This is a genomic window from Micromonospora sp. WMMD1155, from assembly GCF_029581275.1.
GTDB lineage: Bacteria > Actinomycetota > Actinomycetes > Mycobacteriales > Micromonosporaceae > Micromonospora.
The window spans coordinates 2,829,471-2,853,929 of sequence record NZ_CP120742.1; the positions used below are offsets into that span (position 1 = coordinate 2,829,471).

At 69.1% G+C, this 24,459-nt stretch carries 22 protein-coding genes; 5 read left to right on the forward strand and 17 right to left on the reverse strand.

Annotation, left to right across the window (positions count from 1 at the left end):
* Positions 1–57: 57 nt before the first annotated feature.
* Entirely contained in the window at positions 58–957 is a 900-nt protein-coding gene (locus O7617_RS12845; RefSeq protein ID WP_282263723.1) for a PfkB family carbohydrate kinase, read from the reverse strand.
* Positions 954–2,333 (reverse strand): helix-turn-helix transcriptional regulator, encoded by a 1,380-nt coding sequence (locus tag O7617_RS12850; protein WP_282263724.1) that lies wholly within the window; start codon positions 2,331–2,333, stop codon positions 954–956. Before O7617_RS12850 ends, O7617_RS12845 begins: the two co-directional genes overlap by 4 nt.
* A 303-nt stretch (positions 2,334–2,636) precedes the next feature.
* On the opposite strand from O7617_RS12850, the gene O7617_RS12855 reads away from it, so the two are divergent.
* Complete coding sequence (locus O7617_RS12855) at positions 2,637–3,428, forward strand: sulfotransferase domain-containing protein (RefSeq protein ID WP_282263725.1); 792 nt, start codon at positions 2,637–2,639, stop codon at positions 3,426–3,428.
* A 10-nt stretch (positions 3,429–3,438) separates the two neighbouring features.
* Here the strand turns inward: O7617_RS12855 and O7617_RS12860 are convergent, their stop codons facing one another.
* The 5 genes from O7617_RS12860 to O7617_RS12880 form a co-directional block, all read right to left on the reverse strand.
* The gene (locus O7617_RS12860; RefSeq protein WP_282263726.1) at positions 3,439–4,731 is read right to left on the reverse strand and encodes an MFS transporter; all 1,293 of its coding nucleotides are present in this window, start codon (positions 4,729–4,731) and stop codon (positions 3,439–3,441) included.
* The gene (locus O7617_RS12865) at positions 4,728–5,576 is read right to left on the reverse strand and encodes a phosphotransferase (RefSeq protein ID WP_282263727.1); all 849 of its coding nucleotides are present in this window, start codon (positions 5,574–5,576) and stop codon (positions 4,728–4,730) included. The genes O7617_RS12860 and O7617_RS12865 overlap by 4 nt, the downstream gene beginning before the upstream one ends.
* Positions 5,577–5,611: 35 nt before the next feature.
* Entirely contained in the window at positions 5,612–6,193 is a 582-nt protein-coding gene (locus O7617_RS12870) for a kinase (protein WP_282264724.1), read from the reverse strand.
* An 11-nt stretch (positions 6,194–6,204) separates the two neighbouring features.
* Complete coding sequence (locus O7617_RS12875; protein WP_282263729.1) at positions 6,205–8,211, reverse strand: ATP-binding cassette domain-containing protein; 2,007 nt, start codon at positions 8,209–8,211, stop codon at positions 6,205–6,207.
* Between the two features lie 115 nt (positions 8,212–8,326).
* A complete protein-coding gene (locus tag O7617_RS12880; RefSeq protein WP_282263730.1) occupies positions 8,327–8,809 on the reverse strand; it encodes an NUDIX hydrolase in 483 nt (160 codons plus the stop codon).
* A 256-nt stretch (positions 8,810–9,065) separates the two neighbouring features.
* Here O7617_RS12880 and O7617_RS12885 point away from each other — a divergent pair, with 256 nt between their 5' ends.
* From O7617_RS12885 to O7617_RS12895, 3 genes are read left to right on the forward strand one after another with little or no spacing between them, the layout of a single operon-like run.
* Positions 9,066–10,376, forward strand: coding sequence for a helix-turn-helix transcriptional regulator (locus tag O7617_RS12885; protein ID WP_282263731.1), 1,311 nt, complete (start codon positions 9,066–9,068; stop codon positions 10,374–10,376).
* Positions 10,373–11,083 carry a 2'-5' RNA ligase family protein gene (locus tag O7617_RS12890; protein ID WP_282263732.1) on the forward strand — a complete coding sequence of 237 codons (711 nt, stop codon included), beginning with the start codon at positions 10,373–10,375 and terminating at the stop codon, positions 11,081–11,083. Before O7617_RS12885 ends, O7617_RS12890 begins: the two co-directional genes overlap by 4 nt.
* On the forward strand, positions 11,070–11,621 hold the full coding sequence (locus O7617_RS12895; RefSeq protein ID WP_282263733.1) for an NUDIX domain-containing protein: 552 nt from the start codon (positions 11,070–11,072) through the stop codon (positions 11,619–11,621). Before O7617_RS12890 ends, O7617_RS12895 begins: the two co-directional genes overlap by 14 nt.
* Positions 11,622–11,749: 128 nt before the next feature.
* Here O7617_RS12895 and O7617_RS12900 read toward each other — a convergent pair whose 3' ends face one another.
* Positions 11,750–13,141 (reverse strand): UDP-glucose/GDP-mannose dehydrogenase family protein, encoded by a 1,392-nt coding sequence (locus tag O7617_RS12900; RefSeq protein ID WP_282263734.1) that lies wholly within the window; start codon positions 13,139–13,141, stop codon positions 11,750–11,752.
* A 480-nt stretch (positions 13,142–13,621) separates the two neighbouring features.
* Between O7617_RS12900 and O7617_RS12905 the strand changes: the two genes are divergently transcribed.
* Positions 13,622–14,107 carry an NUDIX hydrolase gene (locus O7617_RS12905; protein ID WP_282263735.1) on the forward strand — a complete coding sequence of 162 codons (486 nt, stop codon included), beginning with the start codon at positions 13,622–13,624 and terminating at the stop codon, positions 14,105–14,107.
* Between the two features lie 220 nt (positions 14,108–14,327).
* On the opposite strand, the gene O7617_RS12910 is transcribed toward O7617_RS12905, so the two are convergent.
* Genes O7617_RS12910 through O7617_RS12950 form a run of 9 tightly spaced genes read right to left on the reverse strand, consistent with a single transcriptional unit; the run spans position 14,328 to position 24,396 of the window.
* Positions 14,328–15,368: a WYL domain-containing protein gene (locus tag O7617_RS12910; protein WP_282263736.1), complete on the reverse strand. Its 1,041-nt coding sequence runs from the start codon at positions 15,366–15,368 to the stop codon at positions 14,328–14,330.
* A gap of 59 nt (positions 15,369–15,427) precedes the next feature.
* Entirely contained in the window at positions 15,428–16,525 is a 1,098-nt protein-coding gene (locus tag O7617_RS12915) for a glycosyltransferase family 1 protein (RefSeq protein ID WP_282263737.1), read from the reverse strand.
* Positions 16,512–17,459 (reverse strand): endonuclease III domain-containing protein, encoded by a 948-nt coding sequence (locus tag O7617_RS12920; RefSeq protein ID WP_282263739.1) that lies wholly within the window; start codon positions 17,457–17,459, stop codon positions 16,512–16,514. Before O7617_RS12920 ends, O7617_RS12915 begins: the two co-directional genes overlap by 14 nt.
* The gene (locus tag O7617_RS12925) at positions 17,456–18,397 is read right to left on the reverse strand and encodes an LD-carboxypeptidase (RefSeq protein WP_282263740.1); all 942 of its coding nucleotides are present in this window, start codon (positions 18,395–18,397) and stop codon (positions 17,456–17,458) included. Before O7617_RS12925 ends, O7617_RS12920 begins: the two co-directional genes overlap by 4 nt.
* Before the next feature lie 5 nt (positions 18,398–18,402).
* Entirely contained in the window at positions 18,403–20,808 is a 2,406-nt protein-coding gene (locus O7617_RS12930; RefSeq protein ID WP_282263741.1) for an SUMF1/EgtB/PvdO family nonheme iron enzyme, read from the reverse strand.
* A gap of 9 nt (positions 20,809–20,817) precedes the next feature.
* A complete protein-coding gene (locus O7617_RS12935) occupies positions 20,818–21,549 on the reverse strand; it encodes an SDR family oxidoreductase (protein WP_282263742.1) in 732 nt (243 codons plus the stop codon).
* Positions 21,549–21,980 carry a hypothetical protein gene (locus O7617_RS12940; RefSeq protein ID WP_282263743.1) on the reverse strand — a complete coding sequence of 144 codons (432 nt, stop codon included), beginning with the start codon at positions 21,978–21,980 and terminating at the stop codon, positions 21,549–21,551. Before O7617_RS12940 ends, O7617_RS12935 begins: the two co-directional genes overlap by 1 nt.
* Complete coding sequence (locus O7617_RS12945) at positions 21,977–23,359, reverse strand: radical SAM protein (protein WP_282263744.1); 1,383 nt, start codon at positions 23,357–23,359, stop codon at positions 21,977–21,979. The genes O7617_RS12940 and O7617_RS12945 overlap by 4 nt, the downstream gene beginning before the upstream one ends.
* The gene (locus O7617_RS12950) at positions 23,356–24,396 is read right to left on the reverse strand and encodes a radical SAM protein (RefSeq protein ID WP_282263745.1); all 1,041 of its coding nucleotides are present in this window, start codon (positions 24,394–24,396) and stop codon (positions 23,356–23,358) included. The genes O7617_RS12945 and O7617_RS12950 overlap by 4 nt, the downstream gene beginning before the upstream one ends.
* Between the last annotated feature and the right edge of the window lie 63 nt (positions 24,397–24,459).

The window sequence follows — 24,459 nt, forward strand, 5'->3', positions numbered from 1 at the left end:
TCGGTTGCCGGTGGATGGGGCAGCGGCTGAGCAGCCGCCCTTGCCGGAGGGTCTCCGTCAGGAGATTTGATGTGTCGTGGTGTGAGCGCCGCTGTGCCCGACGGTGTGGGAGCCGGCATGGACGGCGGTGGTGATGGCGTCGGGTAGCGGGGTGTGGCGGGCGAGGTCCAAGGCAAGAGAGCCGAGGAAGGCGTCGCCGGCTCCGGTGGTGTCAACGACCGGGACGGCAGGTGCCGGTACGGTGCCGGATCCGTGAGGGTGGGTGAAGGCTGCGCCGTTGGGGCCTGCGGTGACGACGACGGTACGGGGGCCGAGGCGTTGCAGCGCGGCGGCGACGTCTAGGGGGTTGCCGGCGGTGGTGGGCAGGATGGCGGCGGCTTCGTGCTGGTTGACCACGAGGATGTCGAGTTCCGCGAGCAGCCGGGGGTCGAGGTCGGGGTTAGGGACGAGATTGCCGACGACGATCGGTGCGCGGCGGTGGCTCAGCAGTGTGGTCACGGGTTCGGGTGGTAGGTCGAGCTGCACGATCACGGCTTCCGCGGTGAGGCCGGCGATGGCGCGGTGGATGTCGTCGGTGGTGAGTTCGGTAGCGGGTGAGAGTGCGAGGGTGATGTAGCTTTCGCCGTCTGGGGTGACCTCGATGATGGCCGCTCCGGTGGTGGCGTCGGGGATGAGCCGGACGTGGCGGGTGTCGACCTTGGCGGCGGTCAGTGCGGTGGTGATCTGGTGGCCCCAGGTGTCTGCGCCGACGTTGGTGATCAGGGCGGCGCGCCCTCCGCGGCGGGCGGCAGCGATGGCCTGGTTGAGGCTTTTGCCGCCGGCATTGACGGGTAGAGCCGAGCCGATGGCGGTGCGGCCGGGTCGGGCACGGTGGGGTACATGGATGGTCAGGTCGATGTTGGCCCGGCCGACGAAGGCGGCATCGACCCTGCCGCCGACCCCGCTGCTGTCGGTCACGAGGTCGCTGCGGACGCGACCAGGGCGGCACGTAACTGCTGCACTGCGGGCTCGGTGGGAAACGCCGCGAGCTGGCGGCCCGCGATCGCGACCTCGCGTTGGATTCTTACCGAGCGGGTGAGGTTGGCCAGGTTGAGCGCGGCGAGGGCGGCGGCAGCGGCCAGCTGGGGTTCGTCGGCGGCGGCGTGGGCGAGGGCGGTGCGTGCCAGATAGCGGCCCCGTTCACGTCGGTACGTTTCCGGCCACGCGTCGAGAGCCTGGCCGAAACACCGGACGGCGGCGCCGGGGCGGCCCAGCCGAAGCCAGCCCTCGCCCTCCTGCGCACTGATGTACGCCGTGGTGCAGAACGCACCGAGCCCACCGCCGTCTGTTCCGGCGGCGACAGCGAGGTGGTGGGCCTCGTCGATGGCGGCCCGGAACGAGCCAGTGTCACCTTCGACCGTGTGCCCGTGGGCGCGCTGCACCGCCGCGAACGCGCGCACCTGCTCCCGGATGCTGCCAGCGCGCTCGGCGGCACGGGCCAGCCCGAGTACGCGGTCCTGGTCGGCGGCGTCGATGGCCCGCTGGGCCATGCGAGCGAAAACGTAGGCGGTGAACTCCATGTCGCCAGCTTCTTGAGACATGGTCAACGCTTGGGCGAGCCACCATTCGCCGGCGTCCCGATCGCCCATATCGTCGCTGAGCCAGCCGGCGAATTCTGCCCACCGGGCCTCGGTACTCAACAGCGCGTCGCGCAGGCTGCCCTGTGCGGCTCGGCGGTAGCCAGCGATGTAACCGAGCTGCTGTCGGGCCGTTGGGAGGATCGCCGCGGCGCCGACCCGGTTGTCAGATTCCACAAGCACCGACCGCAGTACCGCGAAGTGCTCCACGACGGCCGGATCAACTTGCGCCACCCGTGTCGCTGCGGGCAGCGGTTCCGCACTCGCCAGGGACGCCACCACACTGCCGGGGACCGCCTGCAGAAGAGCCCGGCGGCTGACCTGAACGTGCCGTCCTCGCCCGTCTGCCACAGTCACCAAGATATCCGCCTCCCCTGCGGGCTGCCCGTTCGTGTCGGTCACCAGGATGGTGCCGGCCGCGGTCAGAGCAGTGGCGAATGCTGCTGCTCCCCTGGCCCGGCGGTACTTCTGTTCAATGGCCGCGACCCGGTCGTACCCGGCGGTGAGGGCGCCGTCGGTGTCGAGGACCTCGTCGCAGCGTTTCCAGAAGGCCCGGTCCGGGTGCTGGCGTCCCACTTCGGTATTCGCGATCGTGCTGCGGCCGATAAGGATCCTGGGTGCCAGTGAGTGCTGGGTGTGACCGGCCGCCTTGCGGTACGCGGCCAACTGCTGGCCAAGCGCGCGCCACGCTTCGCTCACGTCGTGCGGATCTGCCACCGTCGCCTCCCCGCGGCGATCACACCTCGGCTGGCTGAGTGAGATGACCGGGTGCCAGTCAGAGGCGACCTTCGATGTAAATCGCTACCCTACCGTGCGGTCGCGCCTGCGTAGGTCCGTCAACCCGCCGTTGCTGGCAGCGGCTTTCGTCGCGAGCGGTGGCCCACCACGGCCAGGCGGCGTGCAGGGCGATACGCCTGCGGGCGCGACATCGAGGAAAGGTGCCCAGTCGGCGTCGATGGATGACAGCCCGGCAGGCACTCGCGTCCACACGCCTGTGCATCAGATCGTTACAGTTCGTGGATGATTGTGTGGGTCGCGTCGTTCCCCCGCTCCGGCAACACCTTCCTGCGGATCGTCCTGCATCGCATGTACAGCCTCCGTACCTCAACGATCTATGACGTCGATGGCGTGGCCGCCCGCCTGGGGCCAGATCTCATCGGCTTCACCGAGCGCTCTGCACCTCTCGACGAGCTGCGGGCGGCACCCGATGCGTACTTCATCAAGACCCACCGGCAGCGTGACGCGGACGTCCACGACGATGACCGCGCCATCTGTCTGATCCGTGACGGTCGCGACGCTCTGGTCTCCTGGGCCCGCCAGGACAGTGAAGATGATTCGAGCCGCTACGAGGTTGAACTCCGCGCAAAGATCCTTCGCCAGAGCGTGGTCGGCACCGGCAGCTGGGGCAGCAATGTCCTCAGCTGGCTCCAGCCACCGGTCCCGCACCGATACGTGCTGCGCTACGAGGACCTGACCCGCGCACCAGCAGCGACCGTGCAAGCCGTCATCGCCACCATGGCCCCCGAACTCACACCGCTCGCGGACGCTTCGATCCCGTCCCTCGCCGAACTTCGCCAAGCCGACGACCAGTTCTTTCGCCGCGGCCGTACCGGCAGTCACCGCGACGAACTGCCTGAAGACCTCCACGAGCTGTTCTGGTCCCGCGCCGACAACCGCGCCGCCATGCAACTGCTCGGCTACGCCGCCCCGGCGGCACCGGGCAACGACGAACCGGACCGGCAAGAGCAGAGAATCGCAGTACCTGTCCGTACCCTCTACCATGACGGCGCTGCCGTCGATCATGGTGCTTGAGGTTGCCGAGCTAGCACCCGCGCTGCACCGGCAGGGTGCGCAGCGTCGCTTTCCAGGGCAGGAATCCGGCGCTGGCGGCGGCGAGGGCAGCCGTGGCGGTGATGGCGGTGCGGGGGTCGGTGGCGGCTGCGAGGAGGCCAGTCGCCGCGATGAAGATCGGCTGGGTCAGTTTGCCGCTGATGGACCAGGCGGTCAGGACGCGAGACAGGCAGTGTTCGCTGGTGTGGGTCATGCGGTAGGTGGCGAAGGTGGGGTTGAAGGCGCCGGCGAAGAACAGCAGGAGCGTTTCCGCGATGACGATGACGATCAGGCCGGGTGTGCCGGGTTGCGCGAGCGGGATGAGACCCATCCAGAGGGTGCGGCCCACTCCGGTGGTGAGCAGTACCGCGTGGAGGCCGTAGCGGTTGGTGAGGGGGCCGGCGGTCAGAGAGCCGAGGATTCCGCCGACGCAGGGCAGCCCGAGGGCTAGACCGTACTGCCACGGCACCAGGCCTAGGTCGCGGAGCATGAGCACCGTGACGACGGGCATGGCGGCCATGATGGCGCCACCGAAGATGACCGCGTTGATCAGCAACGCCCGCAGGCGGGCGTGGTGGAGGATGTACCGCCAGCCCTCGATGATTTCCCTGCCTCTGCGGGGCGCGGGGTGGCGTGGGGGCGGTGGTGGCTCGGGGCTGCGCAGGCGGCGGATTCCGAGTGCGGACAGCAGGAAGCTAACCGCGTCGACGGTGACGGACGCGGTGGTGCCGAGCCAGGAGACGAGGATCCCGCCGATGGGTGACCCGATGCTGTTCGCCGTCCACTGGGAGGTGTCGAGCCGGCCGATGGCGGTGACGCGTTGCTCGGCGGTGACAAGGTTCTTCAGGTGTGCGCCGCTGGCAGCGCCGAACGCGATACCGCCGGCGGTCTGGACGATCGCGACGACGCACAGCTGCCCATAGGTCAGCTCGTGCAGCGCGGCGGCGACGGGGATGCTGGCGAGGGCCGCACAGCGCAGCAGGTCGGCGCCGCACATGACGGGTCGCTTACGGCGGAACTCGATCCAGGGTCCCAGTGGCAGGACGATGACCGCTGAGGCGATGCCGGAGATCACCGCGAGCAGGGAGACCTGCAGAATCGATACGTCCAGAAGCAGGATCGCGACCAGTGGCAGTGCGCCCGCGCCAACGGATGATCCCAGTTCGCTGACCGAGTAGGCGCCCCACAGGCGGTAGAAGTCGCGGCTCAGAGGCGACGGTGCCCGGCGACCGCTTAGTGGCCGGTGGTGGGCGCGCACGCTGCCTGTTGTCCGGTTTCTGGTCACTGCGTCAGATCCTGAATGGCACGACGTGCCTGCTGCAGCGTTTGGCGCAATTGCGCGAGTCGGGACCTCGGCAGATCGGCAGCCGGTAGGCGGGCGTGGATGCGGAGCTCTCGGCATGCCAGCAGCAGGAGGTTGATGTGGTAGGCCGTGACGATGCCGGCGGTGTGCACGCGATCGGCAATAGCCGTGCGGAGGGTCGGGCTGGCGGCCCCGACGATGTGCAGCAGCGCAAGGTCGTAGCCGGGCAGGTAGCAACCGGCGTGTTCCCAGTCAATCAGGGCGCAGCGATCGCCATCGAGGAGCAGATTCGCTGGCAGCGGGTCGCCGTGTGCGATGACCCGGGCGGGACCGAGCTCGGCGACCAGGGCGTGCAGAGTGTGCTGGTCGGCGTCGTCGAGGAGCCCGGTGGCGTGTTCAGCGTCGATGCGGCCGTGGTAGTCGATGGGCTCCGGCAGAGCCGGCATCGGGGCCCAGCCGGCGAGGGTGTCGAGGGTGTCGAGGATCAGGCGGGCCACTGGCGCGCTGATGTCGTGGGTGAGGTGACGTTGGTCGTGCAGACTCTGCCCGGGTAGCTGCGTCAGAACGGTCAGGTGGTCATCGGACCCTAGTGCCCGCGCCACGCGCACTGGTGGCGGCTGGTCGGCGAACAGCTCGTACATGCGCAGTTCGTGCTGGCGCCGGCCCACCCAGTACGGATCGTCGGTAGTCAGTAGTTTCACCACCACGGGCTGGCCGTCCTGGTGTCCGGTGGCGACGAGAGCCTTGTCTGTGCGGTGCACGACTCTGGTGATGCCGGCGCGTACGGTGCCGGCGCGGGCAATCAAATCCACGAACGTCTCGTCCACCCCACCCGCCAGGATGTCCGCATGGTCTGGGCTCGTCATTTGCGATGGAGTCGCGGATTGGCCGGAAGCAGATCGTCGTCACGCCCTGTCATCGGCAGACCGGACGTGGTGGCGATGAGCACGATCGCCTGCTCTATCGAGGTGCTCTCGGGCAGGACGAGTTCGCCGGACCAGCCGAGGACGTCGTGTTCGGCGTATACGCCGAGCATGGTGTCGGGGGTGAACTCCTGTGCTTGGGGACGTGTCTGGTGTCGGCGCAGGGTCTCCGGCCATGACACGTCGAGGTAGACGAACAGTGTTTGCCCGCGGTGCGCGTCACGCAGCTCGGTGAGCATGGTGCGGTACCGGGCGGCGTGCATGATCCCTTCCAAGATCACGTGGTAGCCGTGGTCGAGGCAGAATCGGACGTTCTGCGCGATGAGCGCGGGTGCCAGGCCGCCTGGTTTGTCGCGTTCTCTGAGCAGGATCCGGCGGAGGTGGTCTTGCTCGACGAGGGCGCAGCCGCGGCCGTGTCGGCGCCGCAGCGCGCGGGCGATGGTGCTCTTCCCGGCTCCGGAGTTGCCGCGGATGCAGATGAGGATCGTCTCGGGGCTGCCGGTGTGGGTCAGGTCGTCCATGGCGATGCCCCTCATCGCGAGACAGGCTGGTGCTGGTGCGGAGGCCGACCCTGCGCGTGGGCATCGGCGACCTCGTCCAGGCAGTCGATCCCGCTTCCGTAGCCGGCTGCTTGGAGGGTGAACAACTCGGCGTACCGCCCGTCAGCACTCATGAGCTGGTCGTGGGTGCCGGTCTCGACGAGGCGGCCGTGGTGCAGGACGTGGATGCGGTCGGCGTGCCGGACATTGGCCAGCCGATGGGTGATCAGGATGGTGATGCCGGTGCCCTGCCGGTCGCGGATGGCCTGGAAGAGAGCGTCCTCGGCGCGGGGGTCGAGGGCGGAGGACGGCTCGTCCATGATCAGCACGTCGGCGTCGCGGAGGAACCCGCGGGCGGCGGTGATGCGCTGCCACTGACCGCCGGAGAGGTCCTGGCCGCCGGCGAAGGTGCGGTCGAGCAGCGTCTCGTACCCGTGGGGCAGGTCGGTGATCATGTCGTGGGCGACCGCGCGGGTTGCGGCGGCCTCGATCCGGTCCTGCTCCGTCGTGGTGCTGATGTCGCCGATGGCGATGTTGGTGGCGGCGGTGAACGGCCACTTGTGGTACTCCTGCGTGACGACGCCGATCCGGGCCCGTAGCGCGTCGGTGCCCCATTCGTCGCGGGGCCGTCCGTTGTAGCGGATGGTGCCGTTGGTGGGGGTGCGGAGGGTGGCGATCATGGTGGCGAGGGTGGACTTGCCGGAGCCGTTCTCCCCGACGAACGCCACGGTCTGCCCGGCGGAGATGGTGAGGGTGACCCGGTCGACGGCCGGGTTGTCGCGGTCGGGGTAGCGCAGGCTCACCGCGTCGACGGCGATCTCCCGCAGGCGCTCCGGTGCCTGCGCATCGGCGGCCCGGTCGGTGGGCGGCGGCAGGTAGTCGGCGGCCCGGGTCATGAAGCCGGTGTAGTCGCGGAAGTGCTGCCCCTCGGTGTAGACGCGGTCCACCTGGAACGTCACCACGGCCAGCGAGCGTTGCGCGGACTGCACGGCGATCACGCAGGTCGCGGCGGCGGCGAGGGGGATCTGGCCGTCGACGAGCAGCAGGCCGAGCAGGACGTAGACCACGGCGGTGGCGATCCCGCCGATCATCGCGCCGACGGTGGTGGTCGTGGTGACCCGGCGGGCCAGGGCGAGTTGGATCCGGGTCTCGACGTCCATGACCCGGTCGTACTGGTCGAGCAGGAAGTCACGCAGCCCGTAGGAGCGCAGTTCGGGGGCGGAGTCGCGCTCGGCCATCAACCGGTGCAGCAGCCACAGCCGGCGGCGGCGCACCGACCCGGCGGCGTACGTCTGGTAGCGCAGGTGCCCGGCCCGCAGCGCCGCCCAGCCGTTGGGCACGGTCGCCACCAGCAGGGCGAGCAGCAGCAGTGGGTGGACCACGACCACGGCGACCGCGACCGCGATCACGCCGGCCAGGCCGGCGAGCAGGTTCATCGACGCCTGGACCAGGGCGGTGGTGGAGTTCGCGCCGCGGGAGGCGCGTTCCATGTCGTCGGCGAACGCGTCGGCGTCGAACGCCTCCAGCCATACGGCGGTGGTCACCTCGAACAGGCCCCGTTCGACCTCCCGGTCGACCTTCGGCGTGAGGCCGTTCTGCGCGTAACCCATAGCGGTGGCCATGCCGGCGCGCAGCGCGGTAGCCGCCGCAAGCGCGGCCAGGGCGGGCAGCGCGGCGGTCACCTTGTCGGCGGTCGGTCCACCGGCGAACAGCTCCACCAGTACCCGCTGTGCGGCGAGGAGCCCGAACGCGGACATCACTCCCGCGATCACCGTCGTCGCTGCTACTACCAGTGTCCGTATCCGGTCGGCGCGCCAACTCACCGCCAGCGCGGCCCAGACCAGGCGGGGCAGTTCGGAGAAGACGGCGAACAGGCCGGCCTGCGCTCGCGCCCGGACACCGGTCTCCCACCACACCTCCCGCAGCTCCGGCAGCACCGAATCCCGCTGCGTTGGTGCGGGACGGGCAGGCGGGCGGTCGGGGTGGTCGGTTTTCGGCATGGCGGTACCTCCCGAAGGTGAGCACGGTAAGCGGTGGTGGTGTCTCGATGCGAACGGTGGCAGCGGCGGTGTCCCGTCGGCGATCCCGGCTGGCTTCCGAGCGGCGGATCTCTGGTCAGGTGACTCGGACGCCGTCTTCGAGGTAGTAGCTGCGCCCGTCCGCACGGGCGTTGAGGGCCTCGGTGATCCGGCGGGTCAGCAACGGCGGTAGCCGCTGGGCGGCCTTTGGCGGGTCGCAGAAGGCCCAGCCCTTCAACTCGCCGGGCGGCACCACGATCCGTTCGTGCACGTGGGGCTCGAGGGTGCCGCCGTCGTAGACGGCCATGATGCCCTCGGTGCGCCCGGCACGCGCCGGCACCCAGTCCACGACGAGTAACCGACCGGGTGCCAGGTCAAGGCCGAGTTCCTCCCGGCACTCCCGGATCGCGGCCTGGTAGGGCGACTCGTCAGCCTCGACACACCCGCCGGGAATCTCCCAGCCGGCCTTGTAGGCCGGCTCGACCAGCAGAACCCGGTCGTCTGGGTCGGTGATCAGCAGCCCGGCGGCCATCCGCTTGCGGGGCAGGCCAGCGGTGATGTCGCGGCGTTCGGAGGGCATGCAGGGACCGTAGGACGCTGGCCGGTCGACACGCCCGCAGCGCCGTGCGCCGACATTGTCGGCAGATGCCGACACAACTCCGACACCATCCCGACCATGTCCGCGTCGCAGCCCAGCCTCGTTGATGCCAGCACCGTGACCTGGGTTTTCATGACCCGGCGGTAGCCACAGCGGGGAGTTCGCAGGGGCCAGGAAGTGTCACCGGGAGCAGCTACGGTGTCGGCTCATCGTGACTACGGCGACCGGGGGTGGAGCGATGGTCGACCACGACGAGATCGCCGCCGCTCGTCGCGCGCTCGGTCGCCATCTGGCCCGCCTGCGGAAGGACGCCCGCCACACTCAGCACGGGTTGGCCCGGCTCGTGCAGTACGGGCGCAGTTCGGTGGCGAACACCGAAACCGGACGGCAACATCCCGAACGATCCTTCTGGCACCGCTGCGACGCGGTGCTGCGCACCGGTGGCGTGCTGACCGCGGAATTCGACCGCATCGCCGATCTGGACCACCAACACCGCCACCGTCCGGCGCCCCCATCCGCTGAACCCGGCCCTGCTGTCGACGCGGAAGCCGTGTGGTGGGAGCACGAGCGGCGCATCACCGCCCGCCGGTCCGCGCTGACCGTGACGGCCGATGACGACGCACGGCTGGCGCACCTGGAGCGCGAAGTGCAGCAGGCGATCGGTGACAACGAGCGGCTCCCGCCGGCCACGCTCGTGGCCAGGCTGCGTCCCCTGCGGGTCAGCGTCGACCAACTGATGGCCGCCCGGCAGCACCCGCCGCAACGCGCCCGGCTCTACACCGCCGCCGCCCACTTGTCCGGGCTCCTCGCCGCCCTCGCCCTGGACCTGCGAGCCTTCCCAGTCGCCCACGCCTACGCCGCCGAAGCCTTCGACCTCGCCCACGCCGCTGTGCAACCCGACACGCAGGCCTGGGCCCGCGCCACCCAAAGCCTGGTCGCCTACTACACCGGCAAGCACCGCGACGCACTCGCCTACGCCGAAGACGGCCTCCACCACGTCGGCGCCGGCCCGCACCGCATTCGCCTCACGATCAACGGGCAAGCACGAGCGCTCGCCCACCTCGGCGACCGCCGGGGCGTCCACCAAGCCGTGGACCATGCGTTCGCGCTTCTGCCCGAACACAGGACGGACGGGCAGGTCAGTACCAGCCTCACCCTCGGCCCGTACTGCCCGACCCGGGCCGCCGCCAACGCGGCGACGGCCTACCTAGTCCTCGGCGACACCACCGGCGTCCTCGACCATCTCACCGCCGCTGTAGCGGCATTCGACGCGGCGCAGCTACGCGGACCGCAGGCGCTCAGCCGCCTCGATCTGGCCACGGCCCACGCGCGGGCGGGCGACCTCGACCACGCCGCTGGGCTGGCGCTGGAAGCACTCAGCCTCACTGCCGACTACCGCTTCGAATCGGTCTACCAACGCGCTCGTCAATTCCTCGCCGCCGCCCACCCCTTCGGCCGTCACTCGCGACTACAGGACGTCGCGGACCTGTTCACCGAATTGACGCATCCCGGCAGCCCGCCACCACCGGGCCTACGATCGCCGACATGAGCAGCCGGGAATTGGCCAGCTTGCGGCAGCGGTGGACCACCTACCAGAACCTGGCCGCACTCACCGAGCACTGGTACTGGCGTCCCGGCTGGCGCGCCGGCCGCCATTTCTACACCTGGCACCTCACCTTCCAGGAACAGCCCGACCTCCACCGCCTCGTCACCGACCTTCACCACCATCTCCAGCTTCCTGGACTGGACCTGGTGCCGATCGACGGCCTGCACCTGACCATGCAGGGCGTCGGCTTCACCGACGAGACGTCCGACAGCGACATCGAAGCGATCATCACCGAGGCGCGGCAACGCTGCTCCGGTCTGCCGCCGCTGGACCTGTCTCTCGGCCCCGTCGACCCCGACGCCGAAGGAATCGGTCTGCTCGTCCAGCCCTGGAGCGCGATCGAAGGGCTCCGCAGCGAGATCAGGGCCGCGATCGCCGCCGTGCGACCGACCGTCCCCGAACCAGCCGACGGGTTTCGGCCCCACGTCACGATCGCCTACAGCGGGGCACCTGCACTCACAGCCCCCATCCGCGCCCGGCTGGCCGAGTTGCGGGACATGCCCGCCGTGACAGCGACGATCAGCGAGGTGTCACTGATCGCCCTCCACCGGGAGCACCACACCTACCGATGGTCGACACGGGCAACCGCGCCCCTGAACGGGCAGGGCCCCCAACGCGCTGAAGCGGAGGCAGGTCGTGGCGATCAGTGACTCGGACATCTCAAGGGTTCTCTTGGCCTACCTCGAGTGCTATCCGGACGACGCCGTGCCGCTGTCTGGGCCAGTGAAACTGCTGGCTGAGGGAGAGGGATTCGCTTCCCGCCGCAACTTCCCGATGCATGTGACCGTCAGCGCTCTCCTGGTCCGCCGCGGCGCCGAGGTACTGCTTGTTGATCACCTCGCCTACGGGATCCTCCTCCAGCCCGGAGGACACCTGGAGCCGACCGACTCCACGTTGATCAGCGCGGCGGTACGGGAGCTCGTAGAGGAAACCGGTGTTGATCCCCGCGAACTCGTCTCTGCGTCGCAGGCACCGGTCTACGTCGAGTACGGCAGAGTTCCGGCGCGGCCGACGAAGGACGAGCCGGAACACTTCCATCTCGACTTCGGCTACTCGTTCCTGACGACGCAGGCGGACGTGGGGCGTATCCAAGAATCGGAGGTGCGCGGTGCGACGTGGTATCCCCTGTCCGTGGCTGAGCGGCTTGTCGGCTCTCGCATCGCGCGGGCGATGACCGCATTGACATGAAACGGATGACGGCCCAGCGGCCGTCACGTTTACTCATCGTCGCTCATGCTGAGCCGGCGGTTGCCCGACCGCGACAGGCAGACCGCCGGCAGAGCCGCACTCCGTCAACTTTGCCAAGGCCAGGACATTCAGCTCTGGGAGCGCGGCGGGATGGCGGGTGCGGTCATGGTCAGGTATCGGTAGCCGATCTCGGTAAGCCTGTCGGCGTCGAGGCAGTGTCGCCCGTCGAGGACGAGCGGTGAGCGCATGGTGGGGGCGAACTTGGCCCAGTCGAGGTCGCGGTAGTGCGACCACTCGGTGGCGACCACGATGGCGTCGGCGTCGTCGAACACGTCTTCGACGCGGTCGGCGAGGTGCTCGGCCAGGGTGGGCTGTTCGCGGCGGAAGCGATCGGCGGCGACGGGGTCGTGCAGGGTGATCCGGGCACCGCGTTCGAGGAGCAGGTTCGCGATGTCGATGGCTGGTGAGTCGCGCAGGTCGTCGGTGTCCGGCTTGAACGCGAGGCCGAGGATGCCGATCTTGCGGCCCTTGATGATGTGGAGTTCGTCGAGGAGCCGGTCGACGACCTTGGTGCGTTGGCGGTGGTTGACGTCGCGGGCGGCGGTGACGATCGGCATGGCGAGGTGGTACTCGCTGGCGGTGGCGATGAGCGCTGCGGTGTCCTTGCCGAAGCAGGATCCGCCCCAGCCGATGCCGGGGTTCAGGAAGCGGGGGCCGATGCGGGCGTCGAGGCCGGTGCCGCGGGCGACTTCGCGGACGTCGGCGCCGACCTTGCCGGCGATCGCGGCGATCTCGTTGATATAGCTGATCTTGAGGGCGAGGAAGGCGTTGGCTGCGTACTTGATCAGCTCGGCCGAGGCCAGGTCGGTGGAGACCAGCGGCACGGCGCTCATGCCGGCGGGGCGGGGCAGCACGGTTGGCGGGGTGAAGGACTGGTTGAGAATGGGTCGGTAGAGCTGGTTGAGGAGGTCCAGGCTCTTCTGGTTGTCGGAGCCGATGACGATGCGGTCCGGGTACAGGGTGTCGGCGAGCGCGGTGCCCTCGCGGAGGAACTCGGGGTTCGAGGCGACGGCGAATCGACCGTCGGGGCGGTGGCCGTGGTGGCGTTCGTAGGCTTCGCGCAGGATCGCGTCGACCCAGTTGCCGGAGCCGATCGGGACGGTGCTCTTGTTGACCACGACGGTGAAGTCGCCACGCAGGTGTTGGGCGACGCTCTCGGCGGCGGATCGCAGGTACTGCAGGTCGGGGTTGCCGTTGTCGAGTTGCGGGGTCTGCACGGCGATGAACACGACGTCGGCGTCGGGTACGCCGACGGCGTATTCGGTGGTGAAGGTCAGGTGGGAGGACGCCTGCTCGAGGAGCGCTTCCAGATGTGGCTCGTAGATCGGGCAGTGGCCACCACGAAGAGTGTCGATCTTCTGCTTGTCGAGGTCGATGCAGGTGGTGTCGTGGCCCAGGAAGGCCAGGCTGACGCTGGTGGTGAGACCGACGTATCCGGTGCCGACAACACAGACCTTCATCGCGTGTGTCCTCTTCCCGCCAGCGAAGGCGATGTGTCGTGATTCGGGTTCGAGGCGTCAGCAGTAGCACTGTCCAAGTGTCCAGGCGCGCGCCACCAGTGCGGTGCGATCCGGCCCCGGCGTGAGGACCAACGGCCCGCGTGTTGTACGCCGGAATGATATCTATCAACGGCAAGCGGTGGGTTGTGCAAGTGGGCAATTAACAGATGGTGTGCGGCTTGCGCGGCGGTGCCGGCGTGGCACGGTGACCGCTGTGATCGGCCCGTCCGATCAATGCCCGGAGGTGGTGGAGCAGGTCGACGTCTGCGATGAGCGGCAGCGCCTGGGATGTATCAGTAGTGATCGCCATCCTGCACGGCCCGCTGGGTGTCGTGGAGTTCGGGTAGTCGACCGGCGCGTTAGGGTGCCAGGGCGCCCTCGCCCGCTTCTGACCGATGTTGCGAGGTACGGGCTCTGGAGACTCCCCGGGGAGAGGTGATTGTGACTGCAAAGCCGACCATTGCCGCGCTGGCGGTTGTCCCCACCGCGTCGGGTGAAGTGGTGTTCGTGCGGCAGCAGCGTGGCCCGTACGCGGGGTGGCTGCTGTTGCCGGGCGGCAAAGTGGAGTTCGGGGAGTCGGCCCACGATGCGGCCCGCCGGGAGACGGTGGAGGAGTCCGGCTTCGAGGTCGGCGAGCTGACGCCGACCGGGGTGTACGAGATTCGCGCCGAGGACGGGTCCTACCACTTCGTGATGTTCGCATTCCGTGCCGGGACCGCGACGCGGCTAACCGCCGGTGGGCATCATGTGGACGGGGTGTTGCAGGCATCGGTGGATGAGGTGCAGCCGCACCCGACGGTGATGCAAATCCTCAACGACGCCGGCGTCGCCAGCTACCCGGCCCAGGACATCGAGCAAGGCCTGCGTCGGGACGGGATTCTGATGCGTGGGCATCGGACAGCAACCGCGGCTGCTCTGGCCTTTTAGGGGTTGACTGGCCGTCCCGCCGGATCCTGGTCCCTCTGGACTCCACCGTCGAGGATTCCGTTGTCGGCCACCCCGCAGCACATCCGCCGGCGCGTGCCGTACCGCTCGGTAATCGTGGGTGACGAGCCGTTCAGTAAGCCGGCATGTCGTTGGCGCTGTGCCAGAAAGCGAACGAGGGAGAGGATCGCAGGAGAAGGTCCGGGCTCGGTGTCACGGTGAGCTACCGAGAGCTGCGCGGGTTGCGGCCGCGGGTGGCGCGTAAACGACTGTCGTCATGAAGGTAGCGGGGCTCAGTCCCGACGCGGACTTCGCATTCGTCGTAGGCAGCTAGTGCTCGTTGGTGGTGCTGTCGTAGGGCTTGGCGAAGCTCTGCCGGCTCCTCGGCGGCAACGTCGGCGCCGAAGCTGGCCACCAATGGGACGAGCCACTGCCAGTTATCCACGTACAAAACGATGCGTACGGTGCCGTCTTGCCCGTGTTGGACCTCGGAGTCGGGTTTGAGCCCGAGCCGCAGCATCTCTTCACGGGCGCTGGCTTGGACGTGTAGGGCGACTCGGACCGAACCCCGTCCGTAGTCTTCGAGATCCTGGGTCCACCACTCGCGTAGGTCGAACGCGTCGCCGGGGTGGGCGAAGGTTAGGTCCGTCCGGTTGAGTCGATCGATCAGGTTGAGACGGAAACGGCGAGGCTCACCTCGGGTGGGGGCGGCGACGAGCCACCACTCACCGCCCTTCCAGACCAGTCCGTAGGGCTTGACCGTCATGACCTCGGCTACCGTGGAGCGTTTGACGCGAACGGTGATCTCGATGGCGGTGCTGGTCAGCAGTGCGTAGCGGATGGCTGGGACGTGGCCCGAGCCTTCGTCTTGCCAGTACCAGTCGCGGGTGTCGAAGTAGATGCGTTGACCGATTTTGCGGAGCGTGTCGCGGGCGTAGGCGCTCACTCCGCCGGCTTGGAGGAGTCCGGGGTCGGTGATGGTTTCGTCCCCGTTGTCGATGAGGCCGAGCACGTAGAGGCGGAGCACGTCGTCCGCGTCCATGATCAACGGGTCGACGGGGCTCTCAGCGCTGAGCCGGTAGCCGCCCTCGCGGCCGGCTACGGACTCGATCGGCAACCCGGCGGTGCTCAGTTCTTCGATGTCGCGGTAGATGGTGCGGACGCTGACGTCGAAGCGGGTGGCGAGTGCGGTGGCCGAGACCCAGCTCTTGGACCGTAGCTGCTGCACGATGCCGATGTGGCGGGCATAGCGCTGGTTGACCACGATTGCTCCTGACCTGGCGACTGTCACCATTGTCAGGGTTGGATGAGTCGTTGGCTAGATCATCGGTCGAGCGCGCGGCGGTAGGTGTCGAGCAGGGCTGCGCCTGCGGTCGCGGCGGAGTAGTGGGCGAGGTGCTCGGTGACAGTCTGCGCCGTGGGCGGGGGCTGCTGGCAGCGCGTGATGATCGCCTTGGCCATCTGGTCGTCGTCGTACGGGTCGGTGTAGGTCACCAGGTCACCGGCGATCTCGTGGTTGACCGGGGTGTCGGCGACCAGCACGGGCGCGCCTGCGGCCAGGGCCTCCTGGACGGGCAGGCCGAAGCCCTCGTAGAACGACGGCCATACGAACGCGGTACAGGTGGCGAAGTGTTGGGCGAGGCGTTCGTTGCTGAGGTGGCCGAGGACGGCGATGTCAGGCGCGCCGTTGACGGGGAAGCCGCGTTCCCAGCCGAGCCGCCCGACGAGCCTCAGCTGCGGGGGCACTATGTCGGGTGCGGCGTGCCGGGCGAGTCGGAAGGCGCGGACCAGGCGGGGGATGTTCTTGGTGGGGATGTAGACGCCGACGGCGAGCAGGAACGGCTGCTCGGATGGTCGTGCCGTGGCGCGGGCGTGGTGGAGTTGGGCGGCGAAACGGCTGTCGATGAAGTTCGGCACGACGGCCAGCGGTTGAGGCGGTTCGCCGAAGACGTTGACGATGTCGGCGCGGCTGGACTGAGAGACGGTGATGATCGCGCGGAGCTGCGGGTGACGGATTTGGTCGCGCAGCAGGTCGTTGTCCTTCTCGCGGATGCGTTTGACCATCAGCTCGGGGTACAGGTAGCGGCCTGGGTCGTGCAGCGTGTAGACAGCGGGGTGGTCGAACCGGCGGGGTAGGTCGAACGGGTAGTGCACGAGGTCCGGCGCGAAGCCGCGTAGCGCTCGGGTCAGGGCGTGGGCGTGGCGGCTGCTCACGGTGAGCACGTTGACGTGCGGGAACGCGTCGACGGGGAACGCGGCCTGCTCGCTGTCGCGGACCACCACGGCAGTCCGGACCTGCTCGTGCACGGTGCCGAGGGCTTCGAGCAGGAGCAGGATGTAGCGTTCGACGCCGGTCTGGAAGCTGCCGCGCCAGTAGCGAGCGTCGATCGCGACCCGCAGGTGGGTGTCAGGACCGGGCACCGGAGCGCACCCCCACGGTCTTGCCGATGGTGCCGACCCACTGTTCGGTGTCGGTGGTCAGGAAGTCGAGGACGTGTTCGCCGAGGTGTCCCCATTGTTGGTCGATGAACGCGGCGACCGCTTCCGGGCTGGGGTTGGGGTTGTCCAGGTAGAGCCGGCCGATTACGTCGATGACGTAGGTGTCGACGTGGGGGGTGCCGCCGCTGCCGTAGACGAGGTTCGCGGTGAGGTTGGCGGTGTAGGGGCCGACGCCCTTGATGCCGAGCAGGTCCGTGATCACCTCGCCGGGTGGGCGGCTGCGCCAGTCGGCCCAGGTGTAGCCGACCTCGGTGAGGTAGCCGGCGACGTTGGCGAGGTCCTTCGCGCGGAACCCGACCTTGCAGGCGCGCAGTTCCTCGTCGGTGGCACGGGCCATCATCTGCGGTGTCGGGAACACGTGCACGGGCTCGCCGGCCACCGTCTCGCCGCTGGGCTCGCCGAAGGCGGCGGCGAGGTTGCGCATCATGGCGTAGATGCGGTTGAAGTTGGTGCGCTTGGCGCACACCACCCCGCACAGTGCCTCGAACACGTCGGGGTAGAGCTTGCCGCGGCCGAGGCCGCGGTGGCTGACGGCGGCCTGCAGGACCGGATCGCCGGAGGCGAGGGCGACGATCTGCTCGTACGGGTAGTCCAGTTGCAGGCAGCGCACCAGCGCGGCGCGGACCTGTTCGACACCATCGGGAACGGTGTCGTCCACAGTGATCCGGGCGGTGAGCTGGTTGGGTGCGCTCTGCCTGATCCGGGCGGCGGCGTGGTGGGCGTCCTTGGGGCCGATGCGCAGCGGGCGGACCAGCTCGTCACCGTCACGCACCCACGGATAGATCAGGTAGGTCTCCAGCGCGTAGGTGAAGTCGACGTGGCTGTCCAGGTTCAGGACAAGCTCATGGCTGCTCATCGGGCCTCGATCAGGTCGTCGCAGTAGCGCAGGACCGGGCTGTCGTCGTCGAGCCGCAGCTCGACCGTCCCGCCGATCGGCAGCGGGATCTTGCGGGGGGTATGCCCGAACTCGACGTTGGTGATTACCGGGAAGGCGCCGCCGACGCAGCGCACGATCAGCTCGTCCCAGCCCGCGTCGGGCGCGTCGCCCCGGCTGGTGTCCACGGGCACGCCGACGACGAGCGCGGCGATCCGGTCGAAGATGCCGGCCAGCCGTAGGTGGGTGAGGGCGGCGTCGATGTCCACCCAGTCCACGAAGACCTCTTCGAGGATCAGGATGGTGCCGTCGAGGTCCGGTAGGTAGTCGGTCCCAACGAGCGCGCGGATGCTGCCGAGGTGCCCGCCGACGACCGGGCCTCGCACGGTGCCGTCCGCGCCGCGCACGGTTCTCCAGTCCTTGCCCGGAACCTCCCGCCCGGTCAGGCCGCCGGTGATGGCCTCGAAGAAGGCGGTGGCGGTGTCCTCGTGCACCGGGTTCTGGAAGAAGTCGTAGCCGGAGGGGCCGTGCAGGGTGAGCAGGCCGGCGCGGGCGTGGATGGCGTTGAGCAGGACGGCGGGGTCGGACATGGCGGTCAGGATGGTGGGGTTGGCGGCGATGGCGTCGTAGTCGAGCAGGGGCAGCAGTTGCGCCGCCCCCTTCCCGCCGGTCACGGGCACGATGAGCCGCACGTCCGGGTCGGTGAAGGCCGCGGTGAGGTCGGCCGCGCGTTGCTCGGCCGGACCGGCGAGGTACCCGGTGGCGGCCCGGCAGCTCGGGTAGGTGCGCACCTCGTATCCGCGACCGCGCAGGTAGCCGACGAGCCGGTCGAGGTCGTCGCTGCTCACCGGGGACGATGTGGCGACCAGCGCCACGGTGGAGCCGGGCGGTGCGGCCGGTGGCCGGATCGTGGTGGGCATCGTGTCTACCTTCCTGGTTGGTCTTCTGGGGCGGCGTCGCGGACGACGCGGAAGCCCACGAGGTGCCCGCAGTGCTCGGCGGACTCCAGGGGGCGCACGGTGGCGCGCAGGAAGTAGGCGTTGGCGCGCGTGTCACCGCCTCGGTACTGCGGGTGGTCGCGGTAGCTGCCGGAGCACCACTGCCACACATGGCCGGTCATGTCCTGGACTCCGAACGGCGAGGTCCCCCATCGATTGGCGGTAATCGTATGGAGGGCCGAGCCTCGGGCCAAGCAACGCGGCGGCGCGGGCATAGCGGCGCCCCAGGGGAACCATCGGCCGTCGGTGCCACGGGCGGCGAACTCCCATTCATCCTCGGTGGGCAGCCGACCGCCAGCCCACAGCGCGTAGCGCTGCGCCCAGATCCAGGGCACGACGGCCGGCAGTTGTCCCGTCCCGAACGCCGGTCGGGCGTCCCCTACAGGGCCGATGACGTACTGCTCGCCGGTGGCTTCGACAGCCGCGGCCTGTTCCGCTCGGTCGGCTGCGCGGAGGAAGGCGGCGAACATGTCGCGGCTGACGAGGTGCTGATCCATCCAGAACGGCGCGAGATCGACCGGGCGCGGGTCTTCACCGATGGGATCGAGCCCGAACACGGACCGGACCACCGCGCGGTCCTCAGCGCGGAGCCCGAGGGTGGCCGGGCCGCCGGGGACGAGCACCTCGGTTGCGCCGTCGCTGTCCCGCACGCGCGACTGTGTCGGCGTCTCGGGGGCCGGCTGCAGGGTGGCGTCGAGGTAGCGGGCCATCACCGTCAGAAGATCGTCGGGGCTTTCTCCGTCGCGGGTCACGGTCGTGCCCGTGAACGAGAACCCTGCCCCGTCGGGCACCGGCTCGGCCCACTGTTGGTGCGCATACCACTGGGCGTAGGTCTCGTTGCGGCCGTTGGGCTGCCACCGGGCGGTCAGTTCCTTGACGCCCCGATTGAGCGCGACGGCCTGGACCTGGCCGAACATGCGTCGCTGGGCTCCGGCCCACAGCAGCCGGCAGCTTGCCAGGAACGAGTCCAGCAGGGCCGGGCCGTCCGGCGGGTAGGTGATCTCGGCGCAGCCGATGATCTCGTCGGTGAGGTCTGATCCGTGGTACGTGACCCGAAACGCCAGGACGCACCAGGCCGGGTCGGCGACCAGGGCCGCCAACTGGTCGGCGGTTCGGCGAGGGGTGGTCATGTTGAACTGGTTGGTGCGGGCGTGCAGTTGTGCTAGTCGCCGCAGGGTCTCCTCGTCGGTCGGGTCCTCGACACACACGATCTCCGGGACGAGTTCGCCGTTGCGGCGGGCCTGGTAATAGCGTGTCCGTTGCAGGTCCGAGGTCGTGGGCGGTTGGTCGCTGCCGGGGTGTAGCTGCCGGAACAGATCCGTGACGAGCAGCGGAGTGGCTGCCACCGCGGGCACGTGCAGTGCCGGGTAGGCGGTGCGCAGGCGCTCCTGCTGGCCGGGGTTGTCGTCGATGAACGCCGCGTGGTGCGGGGCGATCTGGTCGAAGTAGCCCAGTGCCGACGTGGTCGCGGCGGTCTTGTCGATGTCCGGTGCGGCCCACAGCTCCGCCAGTGGCACGGCCGGGTCGACACCGTCGAGGGCGGCCTGCGCCGCGGTCGGGTCGTTCTTGCTGATGCCGGCCAGCAGTACGCCGCGCCGCTGCCGTCCGGCGAGGTGCTGCCGCCATACCCGGTGACCGAGCTGGCCGACGAGCCCGCCAACTGTGAGCGCGTCCGGCAGGCCGTCCTCGGCGACCGTGCCGGGCCACAGCACTCCATCGAGATCGGTCAGGAACACCTTGGGCGCGGTGGCCAGGTGCGGGGCGAGCGCCTGCCAGTGCGCCCAAGCCAGGTCCACCAGTCGGTTCCACAGGTAGCCGACACGGTCGCGGCGGCCGAGCGCCTCCAGTGCGGCGGCCATCGCCGGGAAGTCCTCACCGGCGGTCAGCACGTCGAGGTCGGCCACCCGGTGCACGGGCACCACCACCGCACCGGCCGCCGTCGCGACCTCGGCCACATGCGCGTTAGCCTGCTCCACCGCGTGCGCCGACATCGGATCGACGTGCGGCAGGGTCTGGACCAGCGTCAGGCCCGTCCGGCCCTGAACGGTGGACAGCCGATCGTGCAGTGCGGCGGCCAGCGCGGTCTCGGCCCGGTTGGCGTTGCCGTACACCCTGCTCGCGGCGTCGATCGCCACGGTCACCACAACCGTGACCCTTGGTGGCGAATCCTGCGCGTCGCCGAACCTGGCGGCGAGTCTTTGCACCAGCGATGCCAACCCCGGCAGCCGTGCTCCGTCCGGGACGAAGCTGATGTCCAGGACCTCCGTCTCCGGCTCGCCGGCGAGGTCCGGCCTTTCCAGGTCAGCCAGCCAGCGCATGTATCCCGGCGTCATCGTCACCTCCTACCGAGCCGCGCTGTCGAAGACCAGCCGCACCACCGTGCCGGTGGCGTAGTCCCACACCGGGTCGCAGCCCAATCCGCCGATGACGCCTGCGACCTCCTGCACTGTCAACGCCCGGCCAGCGGGTAGTCCGGCATAGTGCGCGCCGACGTCGGTGACGCCCTTGAGGGCGAGGATCTGCTCGGCCTGCGGGGACGCGACCAGGGAAGGCGCGACCACGTTGACTCGCACGCCGTGGCGTGCCTCCTCTTTGGCCAGCGTCAGCGCGAGTGCCTCCAACGCCGCCTTCGACGCGGTGTAGGCGCCGTTACCGGCGCCGGTCACGCGCACGGTGTCCGAGCTGACGACGACGAGCCGGGCCGCCCCGGCGCGGGCCCGAGGGGCGAGTGCCTGCCAGGCCGCGACGAGGCCGAGCGCGTTCACCGTGAACAGCCGGTCGAACTCCTCCGCGGGTGTATCCGCCACCGGCCGTTTCGAGGACGGGACACCGACGGCGAACACCACGACGGCAAGCCGGTCAGGAACGGCGTCCACGGCTGCGCGGAGCCTCGTGGCGTCGTCGCTGGCCGCGTCGAACGGCACCCAGCCGGTACCGGCGTCGGCGCCGCAGGGGTGCTGCCCGTGGTGGGTGGCGATGACGCCCAGCCCGCGTGTGCGCAGCTCGGCCACCACGCCGCGGCCGATGGCGCCGGATCCGCCGACCACCACCGCGAGATCCTGCCGGCCGCCCATCAGGCCGCCTCGGTGCGCGGTGAGTCGGGGTGGTCGTTGACGAACATCTCCTCGAACCGCATCTGGGCCGCCGGGATGTCGAACAGCGCGCCGACCGCGCGTGCGGTGCTTGCCGAGGTGGAGTCGTCGCGGCCGATGACGGCCACGCAGTTCGGGAAGGCGACGTACATCCTCTCGTCGTCGAGGAAGTGCGCGTAGAACCGCTGCGGCAGCAGCACCTCGGCCACCTGCATGGCGACCGTCAGGACCCGTTGACGGGTTACGGCGAGTTCGGCGATCTGCACCGGCAGGGTGCCGCTGAGCAGGTGCGGATACTGGCGTACCACTACCGCTGGCAGTGGCATGGGTAGCCGCTTATCGGCCAGGCTCTCCATCAGCACCAGGCCACGCATCATGTCCTCCGGGTCGCCCTTTGAATGTTCCGGCCTCATGCCGACACCTCCGCTCGTGCTGCCCCGGGTTGCTTCACCAGGCGCGTGTGGGCGCGGGCACGCGCGACGGTCGCCGCCGATGTCCACGGCGTCTGCGAGTCGTAGTAGTCGAAGTCGGCCCAGCCCTCCAAGGTGTCTGGTGCCTCGAACCCGCAGCGCAGCGCGTCATCGAACAGTGGCGTGCCGGGGAACGGGCCGAACAGGTGCACCCGCGTCTCCGGCCGTGGCTCCAGGTGGCTGATCGCGGTCAGCAGGTCGTAGGTCTCGTCCACCTCGGCGTCGGTCTCGCCGGGGAATCCGACGATGAACGTGTAGCAACCGAGGATGCCGTGCGCGGCGATGTCGGCTGCCACGTCGTACGCCTGTTCCCGGGTGATCTCCTTCCGAACGATGTCGCGCAGCACCCGATCGGAGCCCGACTCGATCCCCATCAGCAGCCGCCGGCACCCGGAGTCGGCGATGCTGCCCAACAGGTCGAGCCGCTGCTTGCGGGAGCGCAGCACATCGTTCGGGTTGATCGAGGCCGCCCAGGCCACGTCGAGCTGGCGTGCGACGAGCGCCTGGCAGAAGTCGACCGCCCGGCGGGGCTGGACGAAGAAGTCGGCGTCGTAGAACTTCACCCCGCTCAGGTCGTACGCCTCGACCAGCTCGGCGATGTCCTGCACCAGCGGGTCGGCCGGCATGGACGACCAGGCCCGCTGATAGGTCAGTTCGTAGCAGAACTGACACTTGTAGACGCAGCCCTGCGACGAGACGTAGTTCAGCGTCCGGGGTGCCACCGTCGGGTCATCGCGTATGTACTCCTGCACGTTGAGCAACTGCCACGGGTAGCGGGCCATCATTTCCGTCTTCGGTGCGTTCGCCGGTCCCTTCACCAGATGCCCGCCGCGCGTCATCAGCAGCCCCGGAACTTGATCCAAGCGGCCCGACCCCAGCAGGCAGCGCACCAGCTCAGGCATCGACCGCTGCCCCGGGCCGACGAGCGCCATGTCGACCAGCTCGTGCGCCGCGGTCTGTTCTCCGAGCACGTTGACGTGCGGTCCGCCGAACACCACCGGGGGACACCCCCTGCGGAGCTTCGCCTCCCGCACCATCTGCAAGGCGTGCCGGATCTGCCCGCCGCCAGTCATGATGCTGACCCCGATGCACACCGCCCGGTCGAGGTGCTCGTCCAGAAACGCGGTCCACTCCTGCGTGGTGCGCTGGTTCCCGTCGAAGATCATGACATCGACGTCACCGTCCGCGAGGAGGCGTTGCGCGATCGTCAGCAGCGAGAACGGCATCCAGTGGTATAGGTAGTCCTTCTCGTGCTCCACCTGGGGGTAGGCCAGGATCACCAGACGACGCCGCGACGGAGACGGCAATAGCATCGTCGTCATGACAGCACCGCCACCTTGGGCGTAGCTGCACGGAACGTCGCCCCCGCATAGACGTCGAGAGCCCGTTGCACGGTCGCCTCCAGCTCGCCGCCCTCGCTGTCCAGCAGCTGCGCCAAGGGCACGGTGATGTCCTCGCGCAACAGGCAGAACTGCAATCGCAGGTCGGCTGTCAGCCGCAGCGCCATCAACGCGTCGTGGCACGGGAACAGCGGGCAGGTATCGCACACCGAGCCGTACCAGGCGCCCGCGACGCTGTCCTTCACCACCACCTCGAACCCGGAGACGAACGACAAGACCGTCATCGGGTGACCCAGCCCGCCCTGCGTGCGCGTCGACATCTGCACAGCGTCCGCCGCGAACTGCGCCGTGATCGACTCCAGCGGCACATACAGATCCCGGACCACCCGTCCGACCCGCTTGCGCGCGAGCCGCTTCGCGAAGGACTCGGCCCCGGCGTCGAGATCCTGGATGACGTCCAAGAGCTTCAGCGTTGCGACGCCTTCCCGCTCGCAAAAGGCAGCCAGGTCCGCTACCTCGTCGTCATTGACTCCGGCCATCACCACCATGTTGACCTTCACCGGCACGCCCGTCGCCACACAAGCGCGTAGCGCTTCCAGCACGGCGGCGTGATCGTCCTGGCCGGTGATCTCCTTGTGTAACGCCGGGTCGAGCGTGTCTACGCTCATGTTGAACTGCGTCACCCCGGCCTGGGTCAGCCCGGCTGCCCGAGGCCCAATGCGGGGATGCCGTGAGATGACCTCGACCTCGTCGAACGCCGCCTCCGCGCGCAACCGCTCGACCGCCACCTCCAGCGGGTCGTACAGCGCCGGGTCGCCACCGGTTAGCTTTACGCCCGTCACACCTGCGCGACGGACCAGACGGCCGACCGACACGAGGTGGCCGACGTTCAACTCGGTGCCCGGTGCGGTCAGCACCGCCTCCCCGGACGGCCGGCAGAAGAAGCACGCACGACCGCACCGCGAGTTCACGGTGACACGAAACTGGGGCAGAAGCCTGCCAGAACCCTGACGATCCATGCCGCAAGCGTCGAGCGGACATTCATCAGGGTCAAGGTGTCGGCGGCAGGGTTAGTGTCAGTG

Excerpts from the sequence above, each read along its gene's own strand:
- O7617_RS12945 (WP_282263744.1), bottom strand. The coding sequence starts at position 23,359 with ATGACGACGATGCTATTGCCGTCTCCGTCGCGGCGTCGTCTGGTGATC.
- O7617_RS12935 (WP_282263742.1), bottom strand. The coding sequence starts at position 21,549 with ATGGGCGGCCGGCAGGATCTCGCGGTGGTGGTCGGCGGATCCGGCGCC.
- O7617_RS12920 (WP_282263739.1), bottom strand. The coding sequence starts at position 17,459 with ATGAGCAGCCATGAGCTTGTCCTGAACCTGGACAGCCACGTCGACTTC.
- O7617_RS12950 (WP_282263745.1), bottom strand. The coding sequence starts at position 24,396 with ATGGATCGTCAGGGTTCTGGCAGGCTTCTGCCCCAGTTTCGTGTCACC.
- O7617_RS12885 (WP_282263731.1), top strand. The coding sequence starts at position 9,066 with ATGGTCGACCACGACGAGATCGCCGCCGCTCGTCGCGCGCTCGGTCGC.
- O7617_RS12870 (WP_282264724.1), bottom strand. The coding sequence starts at position 6,193 with ATGGACGACCTGACCCACACCGGCAGCCCCGAGACGATCCTCATCTGC.
- O7617_RS12925 (WP_282263740.1), bottom strand. The coding sequence starts at position 18,397 with ATGCCCACCACGATCCGGCCACCGGCCGCACCGCCCGGCTCCACCGTG.
- O7617_RS12855 (WP_282263725.1), top strand. The coding sequence starts at position 2,637 with ATGATTGTGTGGGTCGCGTCGTTCCCCCGCTCCGGCAACACCTTCCTG.
- O7617_RS12900 (WP_282263734.1), bottom strand. The coding sequence starts at position 13,141 with ATGAAGGTCTGTGTTGTCGGCACCGGATACGTCGGTCTCACCACCAGC.
- O7617_RS12875 (WP_282263729.1), bottom strand. The coding sequence starts at position 8,211 with ATGCCGAAAACCGACCACCCCGACCGCCCGCCTGCCCGTCCCGCACCA.
- O7617_RS12890 (WP_282263732.1), top strand. The coding sequence starts at position 10,373 with ATGAGCAGCCGGGAATTGGCCAGCTTGCGGCAGCGGTGGACCACCTAC.
- O7617_RS12880 (WP_282263730.1), bottom strand. The coding sequence starts at position 8,809 with ATGCCCTCCGAACGCCGCGACATCACCGCTGGCCTGCCCCGCAAGCGG.
- O7617_RS12940 (WP_282263743.1), bottom strand. The coding sequence starts at position 21,980 with ATGAGGCCGGAACATTCAAAGGGCGACCCGGAGGACATGATGCGTGGC.
- O7617_RS12930 (WP_282263741.1), bottom strand. The coding sequence starts at position 20,808 with ATGACGCCGGGATACATGCGCTGGCTGGCTGACCTGGAAAGGCCGGAC.